The sequence below is a fragment of the Kitasatospora terrestris genome (genome assembly GCF_039542905.1).
Classification (GTDB): domain Bacteria; phylum Actinomycetota; class Actinomycetes; order Streptomycetales; family Streptomycetaceae; genus Kitasatospora; species Kitasatospora terrestris.
Genome location: NZ_BAABIS010000001.1, coordinates 5,746,137 through 5,766,556, shown reverse-complemented (window position 1 = coordinate 5,766,556; position 20,420 = coordinate 5,746,137). Strand labels below are relative to the sequence as shown.

Here is a 20,420-nt window from a genome sequence, read left to right as displayed (position 1 = left end):
GTCCCGTCACTGACAACGATCAGGGCTTCGCGCTGTCCCGGGCCAGGGCGACCAGCCGGGAGACCGCCCGCAGGTACTTCTTGCGGTAGCCGCCGCGCAGCATCTCCTCGGTGAAGACCTGGTCGAACGGGACGCCGGAGGCGGTGATCGGCAGCTCGCGGTCGTACATGCGGTCGGCGAGGACCACCAGGCGCAGCGCGGTGGACTGGTCGTCGACCTGGCGGACGCCGCGCAGGAAGACCGCCTGGACGTCGTCGAGCAGCGCGCCGTAGCGGCTCGGGTGGACGGACTTCAGGTGCTCCAGCAGGCCGTCGAAGTCGTCCAGCGAGGCGCCGGCGGTCCGGCCCGCGCGGGCGTCGACGTCGGCGTCGGCGTACGGCGGCGGGGCGGCGGGCAGGCCGCGGTGCCGGTAGTCCTGGCCGTCGATCCGGACCGGCCGGAAGTGCCCGGACAGGCCCTGGATCTCGCGGAGGAAGTCGGCGGCGGCGAACCGGCCCTCGCCGAGCTTCTCGGGCAGCGTGTTGGAGGTGGCGCAGAGCTTGACGCCGTTCTCGACCAGCCGGCCGAGCAGGGTGGAGACCAGGACGGTGTCGCCCGGGTCGTCGAGCTCGAACTCGTCGATGCACAGCAGGCGGTGCGAGGAGAGGGTGTCGACCGCGCCCTTGAAGGTGAGGGCGCCGACCAGGTTGGTCAGCTCGACGAAGGTGCCGAAGGCCTTGGGGCCGGGGGTGGCGTGCCAGAGCGAGGCGAGCAGGTGGGTCTTGCCGACGCCGTAGCCGCCGTCCAGGTAGATCCCGGCCGGGCCGGTCGGGGCGGGGGCGGAGCGGCGGAACCAGCCGCGCTTGGCGGTGCCGGCGGAGCTCCCGTTGAGGCCGGCCGCGAACTCCTCCAGGATCCGGACCGCGTCGGCCTGGCTCGGCTGGGTGGGGTCCGGGAGGTAGCTGCCGAAGCTGACGCCCGCGAAGCGGGGCGGCGGCACCATCTCGGCCACCAGCCGGTCCGCGGTCACCGAGGGGTGGCGCTGGGTCAGGGCTATCGCGGTCATGGCGTCGGAGGAGGAGGCAGCAGGCACGCAGTAGAGGGTACGCCGCCGGGCGGGGCCCCCGGGCCGCCGTGAGACCAGGAGCACACCGCGCGCGCGTGGAAGACTCGGTTCCATGCAGCTCTTGATCAACCCCTTGGACGTGCCGGTGAACGACCCGTGGGCGCTGGAGTCGCTGGCGCGGCTGTACGCGTACCCGGACGAGGTCCGGGAGGGCCGGTCCTGGCTGCGGGCCAACATGGTGTCCGGTCTGGACGGCGCGGCCAACCTGGCGGGCCTGTCCGAGGGCCTGTCCGGCGCGGCGGACAAGCGGATCTTCGGTGTGCTGCGGGCGCTGGCGGACGTGGTGCTGGTGGGCGCGGAGACGGTCCGGGCCGAGGGGTACCGGCCGGGCCGGGCGCGGGCCGAGTTCGCCGAGGCCCGCCGGGCGGCGGGGCAGCCCCCGGCGCCCGTGATCGCGGTGGTCACCCGCAGCCTCGCGCTGGACCTGGACTCCGCGCTGTTCACCGAGCCGCTGGTGCGGACGGTGGTGATCACCACCGAGGACGCCCCGGCGGAGCGGCTGGCGGCGGTCGCCCGGACGGCGGACGTGATCACCGCGGGTGAGGGGTCGGTCGACCTGCCGCGGGCGGTGGCGGAGCTGGCCGGCCGGGGCTGGAACCGGCAGCTGACCGAGGGCGGCCCGCGGCTGCTCGGGCAGGTCGCGGCGGACGGGCTGCTGGACGAGCTGTGCCTGTCGCTGGCCCCGCTGGTCACCGGCGGTGATTCACCACGGATCGTGAAAGGTCCGCAAATGCCGGACACGCACCGTATGCGGCTGGTCTCATTGATCGAGCAGAAAGGTTTCCTCTTCACCCGCTACCTGCGCCCGGCCCACCCGGCGCCCGTCTCCGAGTGACCCTGCCCCCGCGTGGCCCGTGTGGCGCGTGTGCAGCGTGAGGAAAGCTTCCTCCGGGCACTATGAGTACGGGAAGGGACACCGGACCCGGGGGCCTGCACCAGCGAAGGGACTCACGTGTTCAAGACCGTACTGATGATCGAAAAGGCGCTCTCCGACGCCGACGTGGAGCTGGTCACCACGCTCCACGGCGAGGAGAAGGTCTCCTTCGTCGTCCTGATGCAACCGCGCGGGAAGCAGGACGAGCTGCTGCGCGCCCTCGACGACGTGGCCCTCGGCCATCTGGACAAGGCGGTGCACGAGCACGAGGACCAGGGCGATCCGGCCGCCGTCGCGACCGAGTCCCTGGAACACAGCCTGCGCCACCTGCGGCAGGCCGGCGCCGAGGCGACCGGCGAGGTCGTCCAGGACGGCCCGCTGGACCGCCTCAAGGAGATCGTGGAGACCAGCCGGGCCGACGAGGTGCTGGTGCTCACCTCCCCGCACTTCGTCGAGGAGTTCTTCCACCGGGACTGGGCCTCCAAGGCCCGGCACAAGGTCGGCGTCCCGGTGCTGAAGCTGTTCGCCAGCGACTCGTAGCCCGGCCCGGCGGGGCCGGTAGGGCAGAATTCGTAGTGCCGTGCCACACGGATCCTGCCCTGCCCGCCCCCGCACCGACGGAGCCCCGCCTTGAACGACGCCGCGCACGACCTGCACGCCCCGCACTTCATCGGCATCGGTGGCGCCGGCATGTCCGGCCTGGCGAAGATCCTCGCGGTGCGCGGCGCCAAGGTGTCCGGCAGCGACGCCAAGGAGTCGGAGACCGTCCTCGCGCTGCGCGCCCTCGGCGCCGAGGTGCACGTCGGCCACGCGGCCGAGAACGTCCCCGCCGGCACCAGCAGCGTGGTCGTCTCCAGCGCGATCCGCGCCGACAACCCCGAGCTGACCGCCGCCCGCGAGCGCGGCATCCCGGTGGTCCACCGCTCCGACGCGCTCGCCGCCCTGATGGGCGGCCGCCGGGCCCTGGCCGTCGCCGGCACCCACGGCAAGACCACCACCACCTCGATGCTGGCCGTCTCGCTCGGCGAGCTCGGCCTGGAGCCCTCGTACGCGATCGGCGGCGACCTCGACGCCCCCGGCTCCAACGCCCACCACGGCACCGGCGAGATCTTCGTCGCCGAGGCCGACGAGAGCGACCGCAGCTTCCACAAGTACGCGCCCGAGGTGGCGATCGTGCTCAACGTGGAGCTCGACCACCACGCCAACTACGCGTCGATGGACGAGATCTACGAGTCCTTCGAGACCTTCGTCGGGCGGATCGTCCCCGGCGGCACCCTGGTCGTCTCCGCCGACCACGAGGGCGCCCGCGAGCTGACCCGGCGGGTGGCCGGCCGCGAGGGGCTGGACATCGTCACCGTCGGCGCCGCCGACGACGCCGACGTGCGGGTGCTCTCCGTGGTGCCGCGCGGCATGACCAGCGAGGTCACGGTCGCGATCGGCGGCTCGGAGCTCACCTTCACCGTCTCGGTGCCCGGCCGGCACTACGCCCACAACGCGGTCGCCGCGCTGGCCGCCGGCGTCGCGCTCGGCGTGCCCGCCGACGGCCTGGCCAAGGCGCTCGGCTCCTACACCGGCGTCCGGCGGCGGCTGCAGCTCAAGGGCGAGGCGGCCGGCGTCCAGGTGATCGACTCCTACGCCCACCACCCGACCGAGATGGCCGCCGACCTGGAGGCGATCCGCGAGGCGGTCGGCGACGACGGCCGGGTCCTGGTGGTCTTCCAGCCCCACCTGTTCAGCCGCACCCAGCAGCTCGCCGAGGAGATGGGCCGGGCCCTCGCGATGGCCGACGCCTCCGTCGTGCTCGACATCTACCCGGCCCGCGAGGACCCGATCCCCGGCGTCACCAGCGAGCTGATCATCGACGCCGCCCGCCGGGCCGGCGCCGACGTCCGGGCCGAGCACTCCTTCGCCGCCGCCCCCGCGGTGCTCGCGGGAATGGCCAAGCCCGGCGATCTGCTGCTCACCATGGGCGCCGGCGACGTCACCAACCTGGGGCCGGCCATCCTGGACGAACTGAGCTGACGGGAGCGGTGTCGTGACCTACGAGATCGAGAAGACGGACGCCGAGTGGCGGTCCGAGCTGTCGCCGGAGGAGTACCACGTCCTGCGCGAGGCGGGGACGGAGCGGCCCTTCGTCGGCGAGTACACCGACACCAAGACGGTCGGGGTGTACAGCTGCCGGGCGTGCGGGGCCGAGCTGTTCAGCAGCGAGACCAAGTTCGACAGCCACTGCGGGTGGCCGTCGTACTACGCCCCGCTGGCGGAGGACCGGGTGGAGTACATCCAGGACACCTCGCTGGGCATGCGACGGGTCGAGGTGCGCTGCGCCACCTGCGGCAGCCACCTCGGGCACGTCTTCGAGGGCGAGGGCTACGGGACGCCCACCGACCAGCGGTACTGCATCAACTCGATCTCGCTCACCCTGAAGCCCGCTCCCTGAACCCCCGACTTCGCCTCATACTGATCATCTGACCGTATGAGGAGGACCGGGGTGGCGCGGCGTCAGGGTTCGGCGGGGTTGCTGGGCATGCTCGCGGAGGCGCAGCGGCAGCAGCACCGGCGCGAGGAGGAACAGCGCCGGGCGGCCGCCGAACAGCGCCGCCAGTACGAGCGGGCCCAGCGCGAGGCGCAGCGCGCCGCCGCGCGCGGCGAGAAGGAGGCGCTGCGGGCGTACCAGCAGGGGCGCGAGGCCGACCTCGCCGCGCGCACCGCCGAGCTGGACGCCCGCGTCGCCGAACTGCGCGGCGTCCTCGCCGCCGGGCTGTCCGGCCCCGCCTTCCGGCTCTCCGAGACCTCCGGACGGGTCGAGGTGCCGCCCTTCGACCCCGGCCCGCTCGGCACGCCCGTCCCGATGCCGGACCAGAACCGGTACCTCGTCCCGCCGCTCACCGGCGCCCAGGCCTACGACCCCGCGGCCCGCCGCTGGTGGGACGAGCAGGCCGCACAGGCCCGGGCCCGCTTCGAGCACGACTGGTACGCGGCCCAGGCCGCCGAGCAGGACCGGCAACGGCGGCTCGCCGAGTACCGGGCCGGCTACGAGGCCTGGGCCGCCGAACGCCGGCAGCTCGCGGCCGGACAGGTCGGGCAGGCCGCGCAACTCGCCGAACAGGTCCGGGCCGGCGCCGCCGAGGCCGTCGTCGAGCTGTTCGAGGCCGCGCTGCGCTGGCGCGACGACTGGCCCGAGGGCTTCCCCGTCGAATGCGAACTGGCCTGGGACGCCGGCGCCCGCCAGCTGGTCGTCGAATGGGAGCTGCCGCCGTACGAGGTGGTGCCGGCCGTCGCCCGCTACCGCTACGTGAAGACCGACGACAGCGAGGCCGAAGTGGCCCGCCCGGCCACCGAACGCAAGGCGCTGTACCGCGCGGTGCTCGCGCAGTGCGCGCTGCGGGTGCTGGACGTGCTGTTCCGGGCCGACGAGACCGGGCTGCTCGACTCCGTCGCCCTCAACGGCGTACTCACCGCGGTCGACCCGGCGACCGGCCGGGAACAGCGGCGCTGCCTGGTGTCGGTCGCCGTGGAGCGGGCCGAGCTGCTCGCCGTCGCGCTGGACCGGGTCGAGCCGGTGGACTGCCTGGTCGACGGGCTCCGCGGGCGGCTCTCCGCCCGCCCCGAGAAGGCCGAGCCGGTCAAGGTCGAACGCTCCACCGCCTCCGTCGGCTCCGTCGCCCCGGCCCCCGCGGCCGCGCCCGCCGGATCCCCCGGCACCGCGGACGGCTCGGACGAGCCGGACCTGTTCACCATGGACCCGATCGCCTTCGAGGAACTGATCGCCGAACTCTTCCGGCGGCGCGGCCTGGTCACCCGCACCACCGCGCGCAGCGGCGACGAGGGCGTCGACGTCCTCGCCGAGGACCCCGACCCGATCACCGGCGGGCGGATCGTCATCCAGGCCAAGCGCTACCGCAAGACCGTGCCGCCGACCGCCGTCCGCGACCTGGACGCGACCATGTCCCGGCAGGGCGCCAACCGCGGCATCCTGGTCACCACCTCGGGCTTCGGACCCGGCTCCCGACGCTGGGTCGACGGCAAGCCGCTCACCCTCGTCGACGGGCCGATGCTGGTCGCCCTGCTGCAGGAACACGGCCTGCGCGGCCGGCTGGGCTCCCCCGTCCCGCCCGCGGAGCGCCGGGCCGAACCGGCCGTCCTCTCCCCCGGCGAGAACGCGCCGCTGCCCGCCGAGGAGGTCGCCGTCGCCTTCCGCACCACCGGCGCGGAGGCCGACCTCACCCTGCTCCTGCTCACCGCCGACGGCGTGGTCCGCGACGACGGCGACTTCGTCTTCTACCACCAGCCGACCGCGGCGGACGGTGCGGTGCGGCTGCGTCCGCTGGACGGCACCGCGAACGTCCGCCTCGGCGACCTCCCGGACGCCGTCCGGCGGGTCGCCGTCTCCGTCAACATGGACACCGACACCGGGCTGACCTGCGCCGACCTCGGCGACGCCGAGCTGGAGATCCAGTCCGGCCCCGCCGCCTGGCGCTTCCGGCCCCCGGCCGACCCTGCGATCTCCGCGATGCTCGTCGCCGAGCTCTACCGGCACAACGGCACCTGGAAGCTCCGCGCCGTCGGCCAGGGCTGGTCCGACGGCCTCGCCGGCCTCGCCCGCACCCACGGCGTGGACGTGGCCTGAGCCTCGCACCGGGCCCACCGAACACCGACCCACCCCCCGCCGAAGGCACCCGGGCCGGCTTCCCGCGAAGGCGTGCAACCCGCCCGCAAGGCAACCGCCATCGGCGCACCTCGGCCGGCCTCCCGCCGAAGGCGCGACGCACCGCCGGAGGCACCTCGGCGACGCGAGCAACGGCCACGGCTCGGCCGGCTTCCCGCCGCAGGCGGGGGAACCGGCCCGCAGGGCAGCCGCCGGAGGTGGGGGAGCTGTTCCCGGGTCTACGGCCAGGTGGGTGCGGCTCGGCGGGGTTCCCGCCGGGGGCGGGGGGGTGGCTCGGCGGGGGCTACAGCTCGCGGGCGTGGCGGCGTTCGCCGGCGCAGATGTGGTAGCCGAGCCAGGCGTTGATGGCGAGCATCGGGGCGTTGGTGGCGTCGTTGGCGGTGTAGGCCGCGGTGAGGCCGGCCGCGCGGGCGCGGTGGAGGGAGTCGGTCTTGGCGATCTTGGCGAGGCCTCGGCCGCGGTGCGACTCGCAGGTGGCGGTGAAGGCGGACCAGTAGCGGCCGCCGTCGGTCTGGGCGGCGCTGAACGCGACCGGTTCGCCGTCGGCGAGGACGACGGTGGTGAGCTCGTGGGAGAGGTCGGGGCGCCGCCAGATGGTGGCGAGCCACTCCTCGTAGGGCTGGTCCCCGGTCTCCAGGTCGCCGGGCTCGGCGCGGGTGCCGTCGATGTCGACCAGGTAGATCGGGTACGGGTCGTCGAGGTAGTCCGCGGCGGTGCGCAGTTCGGTGCCGGCGGGGAGCGCGGGGACGGGCGGCAGCCCGGTGGTGAGGTCGCGCGCGGAGAAGTGGCCCTGCCGGCCGGCCGTGTAGCCGCGGGCGGCGGCGAAGGCGAGGGCGTCGGGTTCGTCGTCGGCCCAGCAGCTGATCCGGGTGGCGCCGGCGGTGGCGAGGAGTTCCTCGCCGGCGGCGACCAGGCGGCCGCCGACGCCGCGGCGGCGGTGCGCGGGGAGCACGGAGACGTTGAGGACGGCCTCGCCGGGGGTGGCGGCTTCGGGCACGAGGGCGTGCCGGGCGGTGCCGACGATCTCGCCGTCGACCTCGGCGACCAGGATGCCGTAGTCGGGCGTGTGGAGGACCTGCCAGGCGACGACCTCGGGGGTGATCACGAGGTAGGGGCGGCCGGCGCTGTAGGCTGCGGCGGCTCCGGCGGCATCTGCGGGGCGGAATTCACGAATCGTCAGAGACATAGGCATGTCACGTTAACCAGCGGCGCACTGAATCGCCTCTGAATTTGGGTTCTCTGCACGGAAAGCTCAAGTTCAGCTCTGAGTTTCGCCGTGACGGCTTGGCACCGGGGCGCCGGGGCGCCACTCTCGGCAACGGGGGGGCAGGAGCGTACGGCGGGGCCCACTGGAGAGGGGGAGTTTCCGATGGACGTACCGCCGGCGTTCCGACTCGGTGTCGGTCTCGGATGGCGAGCCGAGATCGACACCGTGGTCGAGCGGCTGAACGGTGTGGACTGGGTCGAGGTGGTGGCGGAGAACGTCTGCGCCGGCCACCTGCCGGAGTCGCTGGGGCTGTTGCGGGAGCGGGGCGTCACGGTCGTCCCGCACGGGGTCTCGCTCGGTCTCGGCGGCGCCGAGGTGCCGGACGCGGGGCGGCTGGCGCGACTCGCGGAGACCGCGCTGGCGCTGGGGGCGCCGCTGGTCACCGAGCACCTGGCGTTCGTCCGGGCGGGCGGGCTGGAGGCGGGTCACCTGCTGCCGGTGCCGCGGACCCGGGAGTCGCTGGCGGTGGTGGCGGCGAACGTCCGGATCGCGCAGCGTGAGCTGCCGGTGCCGCTGGCGCTGGAGAACATCGCCGCCCACCTGGCCTGGCCGGACGACGAGCTGACCGAGGCCCAGTTCCTCGCCGAGCTGGTCGAGCGGACCGGGGTGAAGCTGCTGGTCGACGTCGCCAACCTGCACACCAACCGGGTCAACCTGGGGGTGGACGTCGCCGCCGAGCTGGACCGGCTGCCGCTGGAGGCGATCGCGTACGTGCACGTGGCGGGCGGGGTGGAGCGGGACGGGGTGTGGCACGACACGCACGCCCACCCGGTGACCGAGCCGGTGCTGGAGGTGCTCGCCGAGCTGTGCCGGCGGACCACCCCGGCCGGGGTGCTGCTGGAGCGGGACGACCGCTTCCCGCCGCCGGCCGAGCTGGCCGGCGAACTGGCCGCCGTCCGACGGGTCTACGAAGGGCAGGGGGTGCCCCAGCATGTCTGATCACATCGCGTCCCAGCACGACGGACGCTTCGAGTACCTGGTGCGCGAGCGGGAGGACGCCGAGCTGCTGCTGGCCCGGGCCTCGCTGGCCCGTCGGCAGACCGAGCTGCTGGCGGCGCTGACCGCCGGCGGCCCGGTGCCGGCCGGCTTCGACGCGGAGCAGGTGCGCGTCCAGACGGAGGGCCTTGCCGCCAAGCGCCGGGACACCGTCGCGCACCTCGCGCCGGAGCTCGCCGCGATCCTGGGCGCGGACTACGGCCCGCTGTTCCTGCGGTACGCGGCGGGCCACCCGCAGACCGGCGGTTACCGGGCCGACGCCCGGGCCTTCGCCGAGTGGGCGCTGGGCACCGACCCGGCCGCCGACCGGCGCCGGGCGCTGCGGCACTGGCTGCGGCCCGGCGGCAGCCGCTGGAACCGGCTGCTGGCCGGCCGCCGTCACTGACCTCGCCGCGCCCGTACCCGGCGGGGCTCCGGAACCGCCGGATACCCGCCTGAACGCACCTACGAGCACTGTGCACCACTGAACGACACGGGGGACTGACGATGTGGCACGTTGAGTTCGCCATCGCCTGCGCGGTGGCGCTGATCGCCCTGGTCGCCGTCGGCGTCACCAGGGCCCGGGCGCTGCGGGCGCCCGCCCCGCAGGGGCTGGTCGGCATCGGGCTGCCGCTCCTGGAGACCGCGTTCCTGGCCGGTGGCCCGGGCCGGGTGGTCGAGGTCGCGCTGGTCCGGATGGAGCGCGAGGGCCGGGTGGTCATCTCGCGCGACCGCAGGGTCACCGTCACCGATCCGGTGCCCCGGGACGCGATCGAGGCGGTGGTGGTCACCGCGGCCGGCCGGGGCAGCCGCGACCTGAACGCGCTGCGCCGCGCCGTGATGCGCGACCCCGAGGTGCAGCGGATCGGCGACCGGCTCGCCGACCGCGGCCTGATGCGCCGCCCGGACCGGCTGCGGGCTGCCGCCTGGGCCCGCCGGCTGATGTGGCTGGCGCTGCTGCTGACGGTCGTGCTCGGGCTGGTGACCATGATCGGCTGGATGGTCCAGCCGATCGCCGAGCGGGACGCCACCACTCCCCCGCTGTTCGTCTTCGGCGCGCTGGTGGTGTTCCTGGCGGTCGTGCTGCGGGTCACCCGGCTGCCCCGCTCGCGGGTCACCCCCGCGGGCGCCCGCCAGCTCGGCATGGTCCGCGACGGCGGCTCGTGGCGGCCGCGCGACGCCGGCCCCGAGGACGCCCTGCTGCTGGGCGCGCTCGCCCTCGGCGGGGTGGCCGTCCTGGAGGACGCCGAACTGCGGGCCGCCCTGCTGCCCCGGCCGCTGGTCGGCGGCACGAACACGGGCGGCGGCTCCGGCTCGTCCTCCGACTCCGGGTACTGGTGCGGCTCCTCGTCGAGCAGCTCCTGCGGGTCGACCACCAGCTGCGGGTCCTCGTCGAGCTGCGGTTCGTCGTCGAGCTCGTGCGGGTCCTCGTCGAGCAGCTCCTGCGGCTCCTCGTCCAGCTCCTGCGGGTCCTCGTCGAGCAGCTCCTGCGGGTCGTCCAGCTCCTGCGGGTCGAGCTGCGGCGGCGGCGGATGCGGCAGTTCGTGACCGCGGCCGGCGGTCACAGTTCGGTATCGCGACCCGGGGTTCCGTTTCCCGGGGAGCCGGACGGGTCTAGAAAAATCCCATGTGGGTGATCCTCCTGATTCCGGCCTGTGCCGCCGCAGTGTTCTCCTGCCTGCGGCTGGTCCGGGTCGCCGCCACGGCAGACTCGCTGTCCGCGATCGGTCCGGCCCGGCCGGAGGAGGCCGTCGGCGTCGGTCTGTTCGAGACCGCCTACCTGGCCGGCGGCCCCACCCGGGTGGTCGACCTCGCCCTCGTCCGGATGGCCGGGCGGGGGCGCCTGCACCTCGCCCACACCGGTTGGACCACCGTCGTCGACCCGCAGGGGCGTAGCCGGCTGGAACGCGCGCTGATCGGCGAGATCGGCCCCGAAGGGCAGTGCCGGACGGCCGCGCTGCGGGCCGCGCTCGCCGCCCACCCCACCGTCCGCGACATCGGCGAGCGGCTGACCATGGCCGGTCTCGCCACTCCGGCGACCGTCCGGGAGAGTGCGCTGCTGGCCATCCGTCAGGTCCGGCACGCGCTGCTGCTGGCCACCGGGCTGCTGGTCGCGGCGCTGGTGCTGGCCGCCCCCGGCAGCGGGCAGGCCGGGGCGACCGTCGCCTGGTTCGCGCTGCCGCTGGTGCTCACCGGCGGGACGCTGCTGATGGCCCGGGTCGACGTGCACGCCTACACCGCGTGGGCCGCCCCCGCCGGCCAGGAGGTGCTGCGGACGGCCCGGATCCCCCGCCAGTACGGGCCGGCGGACGACGCCGAGCGCGAGCTCCTCACCGCCGTCGCGATGGTCGGCCCCGACGCCGTTCCCGACGCGAGGCTGCGCGCCGCGCTCCGCGGCTGAGCGGTCGGGGGCCGCTGCCCCCGACCGTCGGCGCTCCGCGCGCGAGGCCGTGAGGGCCGTTACGCCAGGCCGTTGAGCAGCTCGGCGACCGGCTTGCGGCGGCCGGTGAAGAACGGGACCTCTTCGCGGACGTGCAGGCGGGCCCGGGAGGGGCGCAGGTCGCGCATCAGGTCGACGATCCGGTGCAGCTCGTCCGCCTCGAAGGCGAGCAGCCACTCGTAGTCGCCGAGCGCGAAGGAGGCGACGGTGTTGGCGCGGACGTCCGGGTAGCCGCGGGCCATCATGCCGTGCTCGGCGAGCATCGCCCGGCGCTCCTCGTCCGGCAGCAGGTACCACTCGTAGGAACGCACGAAGGGGTACACGCACACGTAGTCGCGGGCCCGCTCGTCGGCGAGGAACGCGGGGATGTGCGACTTGTTGAACTCGGCGGGGCGGTGCAGCGCCATGTTCGACCAGACCGGCTCCAGCAGGCGGCCGACGGCGGTGCGGCGGAAGCGGTTGTACGCCTCCTGCAGGTCGTCGGAGTTCTCCGCGTGCCACCAGACCATGACGTCCGCGTCGGCGCGCAGGCCGGACACGTCGTAGGTGCCGCGGACGGTGACGTCCTTCGCGGCCAGCTGCTCGAACAGCTCGTCGACCTCGGCGGCCAGGGCGGCGCGGTCCTCGGGGAGGTCACCCTTGAGCTTGAACACCGACCACATGGTGTAGCGGATGACCTGGTTGAGGTCGCGGGCCTTCTTCTTCACGGGCTGCTCAGTGCTATCGGTCATGCGCCCATTGTCCCTTCTGCGACGGGTCCGCCCGCCGTCGGGGTCGACAACCCGTCGACCGCGCGCCGGGCACTGGCGATCACGGCGGGGATGCCCACGCCGTCGTACGCGGCGCCGCAGACGGCCAGTCCGCCGACGCCCGCGACCTGGGCGCGGATCCGCTCGACCCGCTCCAGGTGGCCCACCGGGTACTGCGGCAGCCCGCCGCGCCACCGGGTCACCGCGGTCGCGTACGGGGTGGCCCGCAGGCCGACCGCCGCGCCGAGGTCCGCCAGCGAGCGGGCCACCAGCTCCTCGTCCGGGAGGTCCAGCGCGGCCTCCTCGCGGTGCCGGCCGAGCGAGGTGCGCAGCAGGAAGGCGTCCGGCGCGGAACGCGCCAGCCAGCCCCACTTGTTGGAGGAGAAGGTGGAGGCCTTGATCTGCCGGCCGTCCACCGGCGGGACCAGGAAGCCGCTGCCGGTCAGCGGGCTGTCGGCCAGGTCCGCGCGGCGGAACGCCATCGTCACCAGCGCCATCCCCGCGTACTCGACCTGCCGCAGCTCGGCCGCCGCGCCCGGCAGCTCGGCCTCGACCAGCCGGGCGGCCTGCGGCGCCGGCACCGCCAGCACCACGGCGTCCGCCTCCAGCACCGAGCCGCCGGAGGCCACCCGCCAGCCCGTCGGCGTCCGGCGCAGCTCGTCGACCGGGTGGTCGGTGCGCAGGTCCACCCCGGCCTTGCGCAGATGGGCCTCGGCCGCCTCGGGCAGGGTGCCCAGGCCGCCGCGCAGACCCTGGAAGACCGGGCCGGCCGCCGCCGCCCGGGAGGTCAGCTCACGGACCCCGGCCACCAGCGAGCCGCCCGCGCGGGCGATCGCCAGCAGCTGCGGCACGGCCGCGCGCAGCGACAGCTGGTCGGTCCGGCCCGCGTACACGCCGCCGAGCAGCGGCTCGACCAGCCGCTGCACCACCTCGGGGCCGAGCGCGGCGCCGACGTACGCGCCGAGCGGGACGTCGTCGGCGACCGGTCCGGTCGGGCGCTCGTGCCGGGCCCGCTCCAGGCCCTCCGCCGAGAGCACCCCGGACGCGGCCAGCGCCTCCAGGTCGCCGGGGACACCCATCACCTGGCCGGTGGGGATGGGCCGCAGCCCCCCGCCGGTCCAGATCGCCGCCCTGGCGGTGCTCGGCGGCTCCAGCTCCTCCCCCAGGCCCACCAGCCGGGCGAGCTCCACCGCCTCGGGCCGCCGGGCCAGCACCGACTCGGCCCCGAGGTCCACCCGGACCCCGCCGACCTCCCCGGCCCGCAGCTTCCCGCCGACCCGCCCGGACGCCTCCAGCAGCGTCACCCGGCGGGGCCCCGCGCTCAGGAACACCGCCGCCGCGAGCCCCGCGATCCCGCCACCGACCACCACGACATGAGGTTCTGCCATGCCCGGCAGTCTCTCAGCCTTTACCCGCTTCCCCTGCACCAGCGCGTCGAGCTCGACCACGAGCCCGAGACCGGGGTGTGGCCGGGATGTGATCGAGCCGGTACCGGGCGGGTGGGATCCGGTGCGGGGGTCGGGCCGTCCAAGGGTGGACGGGGTGCGCGAGGGGCGTGCGCCGAGGCGAGGGGGAGAGCGAATGGACGTGCGGGGCCGGAGAGTTGCGGTGGCGGCGGCGGTCGCGGCGGTGGTGCTGGCGGGCGGCTGCAGCGCCGGGGGCGGGACGAGCTCCAGCGACGCCGCGAAGCCCGCGGTGGCGAACGGCGCGGCGGCGCCGCAGGCGGCGGGCGGGGAGAAGGCCGCGGCGAGCGGCGGACCGGCGGCGAAGGACGCCGGGACGGTCGCCCCCGCGGCGCCGCGGGTGATCGCGTACAAGGCGCAGCTGACCGTCCGGGTGGAGAACGTGGCGACGGCGCGCGGCAAGGCGCTGGCGCTGCTGGAGGCGGCGGGCGGCTACGTGTCGGGCGAGAGTTCGAACGGCCGCGGGGACGGCGCGGTGGACGGCACCACGCTGACCCTGAAGGTGCCGTCCGCGGAGCACCGCAGGACGCTGGACGCGCTGGCGGCGCTCGGCGCCACGCTGGACCTGAACAGCCAGGCGGACGACGTCACCCAGCAGGTGGCGGACGTGGAGAGCCGGCTGAAGTCGCAGCGCGCCAGCGTGGACCGGGTGCGGGCGCTGATGGCGGAGGCGAAGTCGCTGGCCGAGGTGGTCTCGCTGGAGGGCGAGCTGACCCGCCGTGAGGCGGACCTGGAGAGCCTGCAGCGGCAGCAGCAGGAGCTGGCGGCGCGGACCTCGCTGTCGACGGTGACGCTGCGGCTGGTGGCGGAGCGCGCGAAGCCGTCGCTGCCGGCGGCCGAGCCCGAGAAGGGCTTCTGGGCATCGGTGGGCGGTGCGCTGTCGGGCGGCTGGGACGCGCTGGTGACCGTGGTGAAGGTGCTGCTGATGGCGCTGGCGGCGATCGCGCCGTTCCTGCTGGTGGCGGCGCCGCTGCTGGGCCTGGTGTGGTGGCTGCGGCGCGGTGCCCGTCGGCGGCCGGCGCTGCCGGCCCAGCGGTCGGAGCACCCGGAGCCGGGGCCGGAGCAGCCGCAGGAGGAGCCGGCCGGGCAGCCGGACGCGGCCGAGCGGCGGTGAGCCGCGCCGGGTGGGGGCCGACGCCCCCGCCCGGCGGCCGGGTCAGCGGGCGCTGGCCTCGTGGACGAAGGCGACCAGGCGGGTCAGCGCGTCCGGGTCCATGCTCGGCATGACGCCGTGGCCGAGGTTGAAGATGTGGCCGCTGTCGCCGATCGCCTGGGCGGCGTGCAGCACCTCGCGGGCCTTGGTCTCCACGACGTGGGTGGGGGCGTAGAGGACGGCGGGGTCGAGGTTGCCCTGCAGGCCCTTGCCGGGGCCGACCCGGTCGGCGGCGACGTTGAGCGGGACCCGCCAGTCGACGCCGACGATGTCGGCGCCGGCCTGGCCCATTAGGCCGAGCAGTTCGCCGGTGTTGACACCGAAGTGGATCTTCGGCACGCCGTACGGGGTGACCGCGTCGAAGACCTTGGTGGAGGCGGGCAGCACCGAGCGGCGGTACTCGTCGGGGGCGAGCGCGCCGGCCCAGGAGTCGAAGAGCTGGACGGCCGAGGCACCGGCCTCGATCTGGATCTTCAGGAAGGCGGCGGTGATCTCCGCCAGCCGGTCGACCAGGGCGGCCCACAGCTCGGGCTCGCCGTACATCATGGCCTTGGTGTTCTCGTACGTCCGCGAGGGCCCGCCCTCGACCAGGTAGCTGGCCAGGGTGAAGGGGGCGCCGGCGAAGCCGATCAGCGGGGTGCTGCCGAGCTCGTCGACGAGCAGGCCGACCGCCTCGGTGATGTACGGCATGTCGTCGGGCTCGAGCGGACGCAGCCGCCGGAGGTCCTCGGCGGTGCGGATCGGGTCGGCGATGACCGGGCCGACACCGGGCTTGATGTCGACGTCGATGCCGACCGCCTTGAGCGGGACGACGATGTCGGAGAAGAAGATCGCGGCGTCCACCTTGTGCCGGCGGACCGGCTGCAGGGTGATCTCCTTGACCAGCTCCGGCCGCATGCAGGACTCGAGCATCGGGATGCCCTCGCGCACCTTCAGGTACTCGGGCAGCGAGCGGCCGGCCTGGCGCATGAACCACACCGGGGTGTGCGGCACCGGCTCGAATCGGGCGGCGCGCAGGAAGACGGAGTCGTGGGCGGCGCCGCGACGCGCGGCGGCCTCGGGCTGCTGACCGGTGGGGGCTGCGGAAGTCTCACTCACGGGCAAATCTTCGCACGCACCGCCCGCCCGTCCCGCTTCGTGCAGGTCGTGGGTTCCTCCAGGGGTTCCTCCGGACCGCTTCCGGACGGCCTTTCGGCACGCCGCGTACACGAAAGTGCTCGGAATGAGCGCTCCGGGCACCTAGGCTTCCGGACATGGCAACGGTCGGCGGGCAATCCGCACAGGGTGGCGGAACGGGCAAGGAGGCGGCGCCGATCGAGTTCCGGGAGGCCGTCGAGGCGTTGGGCTCGGCACGGCTGCGCCCCGAACTGGTGATCGCGCCCGCCCCGGCACCGCGCCGGCTCGCCCCGTACGCCTTCGCGCTGTCGGCGACCGTCGAGGTGGACGGCGAGGAGCTGGCGGACGGCACGCTGGTGCTGCTGCACGACCCGGCCGGGCAGGAGCCCTGGCGGGGGGACTTCCGGGTGGTCACCATGGCCCGGGCCGAACTGGAGCCGGAGATGGCCGGCGACCCGGTGCTCTCCGAGGTCGGCTGGGCCTGGCTGCTGGACGCGCTGCAGGCGCACGGCGCCGGGTACGCCGAGCCGAGCGGCACGGTGACCCGCTGCCACTCGCAGTCCTTCGGGGCGCTGGCGGAGCGCGGCGCGTCCACCGAGATCGAGCTGCGGGCGTCCTGGACACCGTCGGACGGCCGCTTCGAGCGGCACCTGGCGGCCTGGGGCGACCTGCTGTGCACCTGCGCGGGCCTGCCGCCGACCGCCGCCGGCCCGCTGCCGCTGCCCGACGCCGCGTCACTCGGCGGAGTGGTTCCAATGCCGGCCCGTCGCCGGCCGCGCCCCCACTGAGGGACAGCCGCCCACGATCAGCGGCGCGCCACCCGCAGGACTGACGGAGTGTGACTTGTGTCGCACTCCGTGTCAATTCCCTGCCCGATCCTGACCGTCGCGCGTCATGTTCCGATCGAAAACGTACGAATCCCGGGCATGTCGTACCGGTCATCTGCGCGATTTGTCCGTATTGTTACTCACTAGATCGTGATCACCCGCTAAAGGCGGGCACGGTTGATGCCGAAGGTGTCAGTGACCCTTTCCAAATGCGGAACACTCCGAGCGCCCCCAGGCCAGAGGGCGGTGACGAGGAGCTGACGTCCGCCACTCCCTACAGGAGGCCTGGTGTCGGTCCTTCTCGAGCACCCCGCAAATGTGGTGGCCTACCGTCCGACGAAGCCCACCGCCATGGTGGTCATCGCTGATCCCCGCGTCCGGAACACCGTCACCCGGCACCTGTGGGCGCTCGGCGTCCGCGACGTCATCGAGGTCTCCTCGATCGCCGAGGCCCGGCCCCGCGTCGCCACGCCGCGCGACATCTGCATCGCCGACGTCCACCTGCCCGACGGCTCCGGCCTGACCATCCTGGCCGAGACCCGCGCCGCGGGCTGGCCGAACGGCCTGGCGCTGTCCGCCGCCGACGACATCGGCGCGGTCCGCTCGGCCCTGGCCGGCGGGGTCAAGGGCTACGTGGTCACCGGCACCCGCACCAACGTCGCGATGCCGGGCCGTCCGGGCATGCCGCTGGGCGCGGCCGGGCTGGCCGGGCGGATGCGCCGTCCGGGCATGCCGGGCCACCCCGGTGCGCACGGCCAGCCCGGCGCGGCGGGTGCCCCCGGCGCGCCCGGCGCCCAGCCGTCCGCGTACCGGGAGCTGTCCGGCCGTGAGGTCGAGGTCTTGCGGCTGGTGGCGGAGGGCCAGTCCAACAAGGCGATCGGCGTCGCGATGGGGCTGTCCGCGCTCACCGTGAAGAGCCACCTCGCCCGGATCGCCCGGAAGCTCGGAACCGGTGACCGGGCGGGCATGGTGGCGGTCGCCCTGCGAACCGGAATCATCCACTGACGGTTCCGCAACCCCGCTGGTGGCGGCCCGGAGGAACGTTTCCTCCGGGCCGTCGCCGTGTCCGGCCCGGACGCCGGTCCGGACAACAGCCGCAAACAGGGCGTGGCATATGTCGGAACATGGTCCGACCAGTCAGACAACACTCCCGGCCGCGGTGGCCGTCGTACCCTTGGGGAGTGACCGACGCCGTAGCAGCCCCTGAAGAGACAGCCCCGGTCCCGCTCCTCGAGCCGCGGGAGGGGCTGCCACCGGTCGTGGCCGACGACACCGCCCTCGCCGGGACGGTGGCCGCCTTCGCCGCCGGCACCGGCCCGGTCGCGGTCGACGCCGAGCGGGCCTCCGGCTACCGGTACGGTCAGCGGGCCTACCTGATCCAGCTCCGCCGGGCCGGCGCGGGCACCGCGCTGATCGACCCGATCGCCTGCCCCGACCTCTCCGGGCTCGGCGCCGCGCTCGCCGACACCGAGTGGGTGGTGCACGCCGCGACCCAGGACCTGCCCTGCCTCGCCGAGGTCGGCATGCGGCCGGCCCGGCTCTTCGACACCGAGCTGGCCGGCCGGCTCGCCGGCTTCCCCCGGGTGGGCCTCGGCCCGATGACCGAGAGCGTGCTCGGCCTCTCGCTCGCCAAGGAGCACTCGGCGGTCGACTGGTCGACCCGCCCGCTGCCCGAGCCCTGGCTCCGCTACGCCGCCCTGGACGTCGAGGTGCTGGTCGAGCTGCGCGACGCACTCGAGCGGGAGCTGGACGGCCAGGGCAAGCTCCCGTGGGCGCTGGAGGAGTTCGCCGCGCTGGTCGACGCCCCGCGGCCCGGCCCGCGGGTCGACCCCTGGCGGCGCACCTCCCAGCTGCACAAGGTCCGCCGCCGCCGGCAGCTCGCCGCGGTCCGCGAGATGTGGCTGACCCGCGACCGGATCGCCCGCGAGCGGGACGTCTCCCCCGGCCGCGTGCTGCCGGACGCCTCGATCGTCAACGCCGCGCTGGCCATGCCGCTGAACGGGCCGGCGCTGATCGCCGTCCAGGGCTTCGGCCCGCGCACCAACCGGCGCCAGGTCGACCAGTGGCTGGCCGCGCTGCAGCGGGCCCGGGAGATCCCGGAGAACGAGCTGCCGCCGGCCGCCGCGCCGCACGACGGGCCGCCCCCGCCGCGCGCCTGGGCCGACAAGGACCCGGTGGCCGCGGCCCGGCTCTCCGCCGCGCGCGCCGCGGTCACGGCGCTCGCCGAGCAGCACAACCTCCCGGCCGAGAACCTGATCACCCCGGACCTGGTCCGCCGGGTCTCCTGGGAGCCGCCGGCCACCCCGGACGCCGACGCGATCGGGACGGCGCTGCGCGCCCTCGGCGCCCGCCAGTGGCAGGTCGACCTGGTCGCCCCGGTGATGGCGAAGGCCTTCGGCGAGGCCGCCGCCTGACCTTCGGCCGGGCCGCCCGCGGTGTGTGGTCGCCCACACTGGGCAAGTTAGTTACCGGCGGGTAGCATGGGTGGCGTTGCAGCGCCGCTCCCCACCCATGGCCGTGCGGACTGCGCGTCATCGTCATGTCCCCTTGGGAGGAGAGCCCCCGTGCCTCGTACCGCGAGGGACGTCGTCTTCGTCGACGGCGTCCGCACCCCGTTCGGCAAGGCCGGCCCGAAGGGCATCTACGCCGAGACCCGCGCCGACGACCTGGTCGTCAAGTGCATCCGGGAGCTCGTGCGCCGCAACCCGAACCTGCCCGTCGAGCGCATCGACGAGGTCGCCATCGCCGCGACCACGCAGATCGGCGACCAGGGCCTGACCATCGGCCGCACCGCGGGCCTGCTGGCCGGTCTGCCGAAGTCCACCCCGGGCTACGCGATCGACCGCATGTGCGCCGGCGCGATGACCGCCGTCACCACCACCGCGGGCGGCATCGCCTTCGGCGCGTACGACATCGTGGTCGCCGGTGGCGTCGAGCACATGGGCCGCCACCCGATGGGCGAGGGCGTGGACCCGAACCCGCGCTTCGTCTCGGAGAAGCTGGTCGACGAGTCCGCCCTGTTCATGGGCATGACCGCGGAGAACCTGCACGACCGCTTCCCGCACATCACCAAGGAGCGCTGCGACGCGTACGCGGTGCGCTCGCAGGAGAAGGCCGCCAAGGCGTACGCCAACGGCGACATCCAGCCCGACCTGGTGCCGATCGCGGTCCGCAACACCAACCCGGACGCCGGCGAGACGGGCTGGGGCCTGTCCACCACCGACGAGCCGATGCGCCCGGGCACCACCCTGGAGTCGCTGGCCGGTCTGAAGACCCCCTTCCGTCCGCACGGCAACATCACCGCGGGCAACGCGGCGGGCCTCAACGACGGCGCCACCGCCTCGATCCTCGCCGCCGAGGACGTCGCCGAGGAGCTCGGCCTCCCGGTCAAGATGCGCATGGTGAGCTTCGCCTACGTCGGCGTCGAGCCCGAGGTCATGGGCATCGGCCCCGTCCCGGCGACCGAGAAGGCGCTGGCCAAGGCCGGTCTGACCATCGACGACATCCAGGCCTTCGAGATCAACGAGGCCTTCGCCGTCCAGGTGCTGGCCATGCTCGACCACTTCGGCATCGCCGACGACGACGAGCGCGTCAACCCGTACGGCGGCGCGATCGCGTTCGGCCACCCGCTGGCCTCCTCGGGCGTGCGCCTGATGACCCAGCTGGCCCGCCGCTTCGAGCAGCGCCCCGACGTCCGCTACGGCCTGACCTCCATGTGCATCGGCTTCGGCATGGGCGCCACGGTCATCTGGGAGAACCCGCACTTCGAGGGTGGTAAGTGA

17 protein-coding genes and 1 pseudogene are annotated in these 20,420 nt (G+C 74.6%); 13 read left to right on the top strand and 5 right to left on the bottom strand.

Annotated features, from left to right (window positions below; translation table 11 throughout):
- Positions 1–19: 19 nt before the first annotated feature.
- Positions 20–1,045 (bottom strand): cell division protein ZapE, encoded by a 1,026-nt coding sequence (gene zapE, locus ABEB06_RS26475; protein WP_345701996.1) that lies wholly within the window; start codon positions 1,043–1,045, stop codon positions 20–22.
- A 112-nt stretch (positions 1,046–1,157) separates the two neighbouring features.
- On the opposite strand from zapE, the gene ABEB06_RS26470 reads away from it, so the two are divergent.
- The 5 genes from ABEB06_RS26470 to ABEB06_RS26450 all read left to right on the top strand — a co-directional run bounded on the left by ABEB06_RS26470 (position 1,158) and on the right by ABEB06_RS26450 (position 6,609).
- The gene (locus tag ABEB06_RS26470) at positions 1,158–1,940 is read left to right on the top strand and encodes a pyrimidine reductase family protein (RefSeq protein WP_345699390.1); all 783 of its coding nucleotides are present in this window, start codon (positions 1,158–1,160) and stop codon (positions 1,938–1,940) included.
- A 117-nt stretch (positions 1,941–2,057) separates the two neighbouring features.
- Positions 2,058–2,519 (top strand): indole-3-glycerol phosphate synthase, encoded by a 462-nt coding sequence (locus tag ABEB06_RS26465; RefSeq protein WP_345699389.1) that lies wholly within the window; start codon positions 2,058–2,060, stop codon positions 2,517–2,519.
- A 90-nt stretch (positions 2,520–2,609) separates the two neighbouring features.
- Positions 2,610–4,001, top strand: coding sequence for a UDP-N-acetylmuramate--L-alanine ligase (gene murC, locus ABEB06_RS26460; RefSeq protein ID WP_345699388.1), 1,392 nt, complete (start codon positions 2,610–2,612; stop codon positions 3,999–4,001).
- 13 nt (positions 4,002–4,014) lie between these two features.
- Positions 4,015–4,419, top strand: coding sequence for a peptide-methionine (R)-S-oxide reductase MsrB (msrB, locus tag ABEB06_RS26455; RefSeq protein ID WP_345699387.1), 405 nt, complete (start codon positions 4,015–4,017; stop codon positions 4,417–4,419).
- Positions 4,420–4,470: 51 nt separating this feature from the next.
- On the top strand, positions 4,471–6,609 hold the full coding sequence (locus ABEB06_RS26450; protein WP_345699386.1) for a restriction endonuclease: 2,139 nt from the start codon (positions 4,471–4,473) through the stop codon (positions 6,607–6,609).
- Between the two features lie 322 nt (positions 6,610–6,931).
- Here ABEB06_RS26450 and ABEB06_RS26445 read toward each other — a convergent pair whose 3' ends face one another.
- A complete protein-coding gene (locus tag ABEB06_RS26445; RefSeq protein ID WP_345699385.1) occupies positions 6,932–7,834 on the bottom strand; it encodes a GNAT family N-acetyltransferase in 903 nt (300 codons plus the stop codon).
- 183 nt (positions 7,835–8,017) lie between these two features.
- On the opposite strand from ABEB06_RS26445, the pseudogene ABEB06_RS26440 reads away from it, so the two are divergent.
- The 3 genes and pseudogenes from ABEB06_RS26440 to ABEB06_RS26430 all read left to right on the top strand — a co-directional run bounded on the left by ABEB06_RS26440 (position 8,018) and on the right by ABEB06_RS26430 (position 11,291).
- Positions 8,018–9,296 (top strand): annotated as a pseudogene (locus ABEB06_RS26440) (MbnB/TglH/ChrH family RiPP precursor modification enzyme).
- Between the two features lie 101 nt (positions 9,297–9,397).
- Entirely contained in the window at positions 9,398–10,438 is a 1,041-nt protein-coding gene (locus tag ABEB06_RS26435) for a TIGR04222 domain-containing membrane protein (protein ID WP_345699384.1), read from the top strand.
- A gap of 79 nt (positions 10,439–10,517) precedes the next feature.
- The gene (locus ABEB06_RS26430; RefSeq protein ID WP_345699383.1) at positions 10,518–11,291 is read left to right on the top strand and encodes a TIGR04222 domain-containing membrane protein; all 774 of its coding nucleotides are present in this window, start codon (positions 10,518–10,520) and stop codon (positions 11,289–11,291) included.
- 59 nt (positions 11,292–11,350) lie between these two features.
- On the opposite strand, the gene hemQ is transcribed toward ABEB06_RS26430, so the two are convergent.
- Together hemQ and hemG are read right to left on the bottom strand one after the other, a co-directional pair.
- The gene (gene hemQ / locus ABEB06_RS26425; RefSeq protein ID WP_345699382.1) at positions 11,351–12,061 is read right to left on the bottom strand and encodes a hydrogen peroxide-dependent heme synthase; all 711 of its coding nucleotides are present in this window, start codon (positions 12,059–12,061) and stop codon (positions 11,351–11,353) included.
- Positions 12,058–13,467 carry a protoporphyrinogen oxidase gene (hemG, locus tag ABEB06_RS26420; protein ID WP_345699381.1) on the bottom strand — a complete coding sequence of 470 codons (1,410 nt, stop codon included), beginning with the start codon at positions 13,465–13,467 and terminating at the stop codon, positions 12,058–12,060. Before hemG ends, hemQ begins: the two co-directional genes overlap by 4 nt.
- Positions 13,468–13,660: 193 nt before the next feature.
- On the opposite strand from hemG, the gene ABEB06_RS26415 reads away from it, so the two are divergent.
- A complete protein-coding gene (locus ABEB06_RS26415) occupies positions 13,661–14,656 on the top strand; it encodes a DUF4349 domain-containing protein (RefSeq protein WP_345699380.1) in 996 nt (331 codons plus the stop codon).
- A 42-nt stretch (positions 14,657–14,698) separates the two neighbouring features.
- Here ABEB06_RS26415 and hemE read toward each other — a convergent pair whose 3' ends face one another.
- Positions 14,699–15,793, bottom strand: a complete 1,095-nt coding sequence (hemE, locus tag ABEB06_RS26410) for a uroporphyrinogen decarboxylase (protein WP_345699379.1) — start codon at positions 15,791–15,793, stop codon at positions 14,699–14,701.
- A 155-nt stretch (positions 15,794–15,948) separates the two neighbouring features.
- Between hemE and ABEB06_RS26405 the strand changes: the two genes are divergently transcribed.
- The 4 genes from ABEB06_RS26405 to ABEB06_RS26390 all read left to right on the top strand — a co-directional run bounded on the left by ABEB06_RS26405 (position 15,949) and on the right by ABEB06_RS26390 (position 20,420).
- Complete coding sequence (locus ABEB06_RS26405) at positions 15,949–16,599, top strand: DUF3000 domain-containing protein (RefSeq protein WP_345699378.1); 651 nt, start codon at positions 15,949–15,951, stop codon at positions 16,597–16,599.
- A gap of 327 nt (positions 16,600–16,926) precedes the next feature.
- On the top strand, positions 16,927–17,643 hold the full coding sequence (locus ABEB06_RS26400; RefSeq protein ID WP_345699377.1) for a LuxR C-terminal-related transcriptional regulator: 717 nt from the start codon (positions 16,927–16,929) through the stop codon (positions 17,641–17,643).
- Between the two features lie 176 nt (positions 17,644–17,819).
- A complete protein-coding gene (locus ABEB06_RS26395; protein ID WP_345699376.1) occupies positions 17,820–19,052 on the top strand; it encodes an HRDC domain-containing protein in 1,233 nt (410 codons plus the stop codon).
- A 150-nt stretch (positions 19,053–19,202) separates the two neighbouring features.
- The gene (locus ABEB06_RS26390; RefSeq protein WP_345699375.1) at positions 19,203–20,420 is read left to right on the top strand and encodes a thiolase family protein; all 1,218 of its coding nucleotides are present in this window, start codon (positions 19,203–19,205) and stop codon (positions 20,418–20,420) included.

Bases quoted from the DNA above. Each gene is read 5' to 3' on its own strand.
- zapE (WP_345701996.1), bottom strand. From the start codon at position 1,045: ATGACCGCGATAGCCCTGACCCAGCGCCACCCCTCGGTGACCGCGGAC.
- ABEB06_RS26470 (WP_345699390.1), top strand. From the start codon at position 1,158: ATGCAGCTCTTGATCAACCCCTTGGACGTGCCGGTGAACGACCCGTGG.
- ABEB06_RS26445 (WP_345699385.1), bottom strand. From the start codon at position 7,834: ATGTCTCTGACGATTCGTGAATTCCGCCCCGCAGATGCCGCCGGAGCC.
- ABEB06_RS26435 (WP_345699384.1), top strand. From the start codon at position 9,398: ATGTGGCACGTTGAGTTCGCCATCGCCTGCGCGGTGGCGCTGATCGCC.
- ABEB06_RS26430 (WP_345699383.1), top strand. From the start codon at position 10,518: ATGTGGGTGATCCTCCTGATTCCGGCCTGTGCCGCCGCAGTGTTCTCC.
- hemQ (WP_345699382.1), bottom strand. From the start codon at position 12,061: ATGACCGATAGCACTGAGCAGCCCGTGAAGAAGAAGGCCCGCGACCTC.
- hemG (WP_345699381.1), bottom strand. From the start codon at position 13,467: ATGGCAGAACCTCATGTCGTGGTGGTCGGTGGCGGGATCGCGGGGCTC.
- ABEB06_RS26415 (WP_345699380.1), top strand. From the start codon at position 13,661: ATGGACGTGCGGGGCCGGAGAGTTGCGGTGGCGGCGGCGGTCGCGGCG.
- ABEB06_RS26405 (WP_345699378.1), top strand. From the start codon at position 15,949: ATGGCAACGGTCGGCGGGCAATCCGCACAGGGTGGCGGAACGGGCAAG.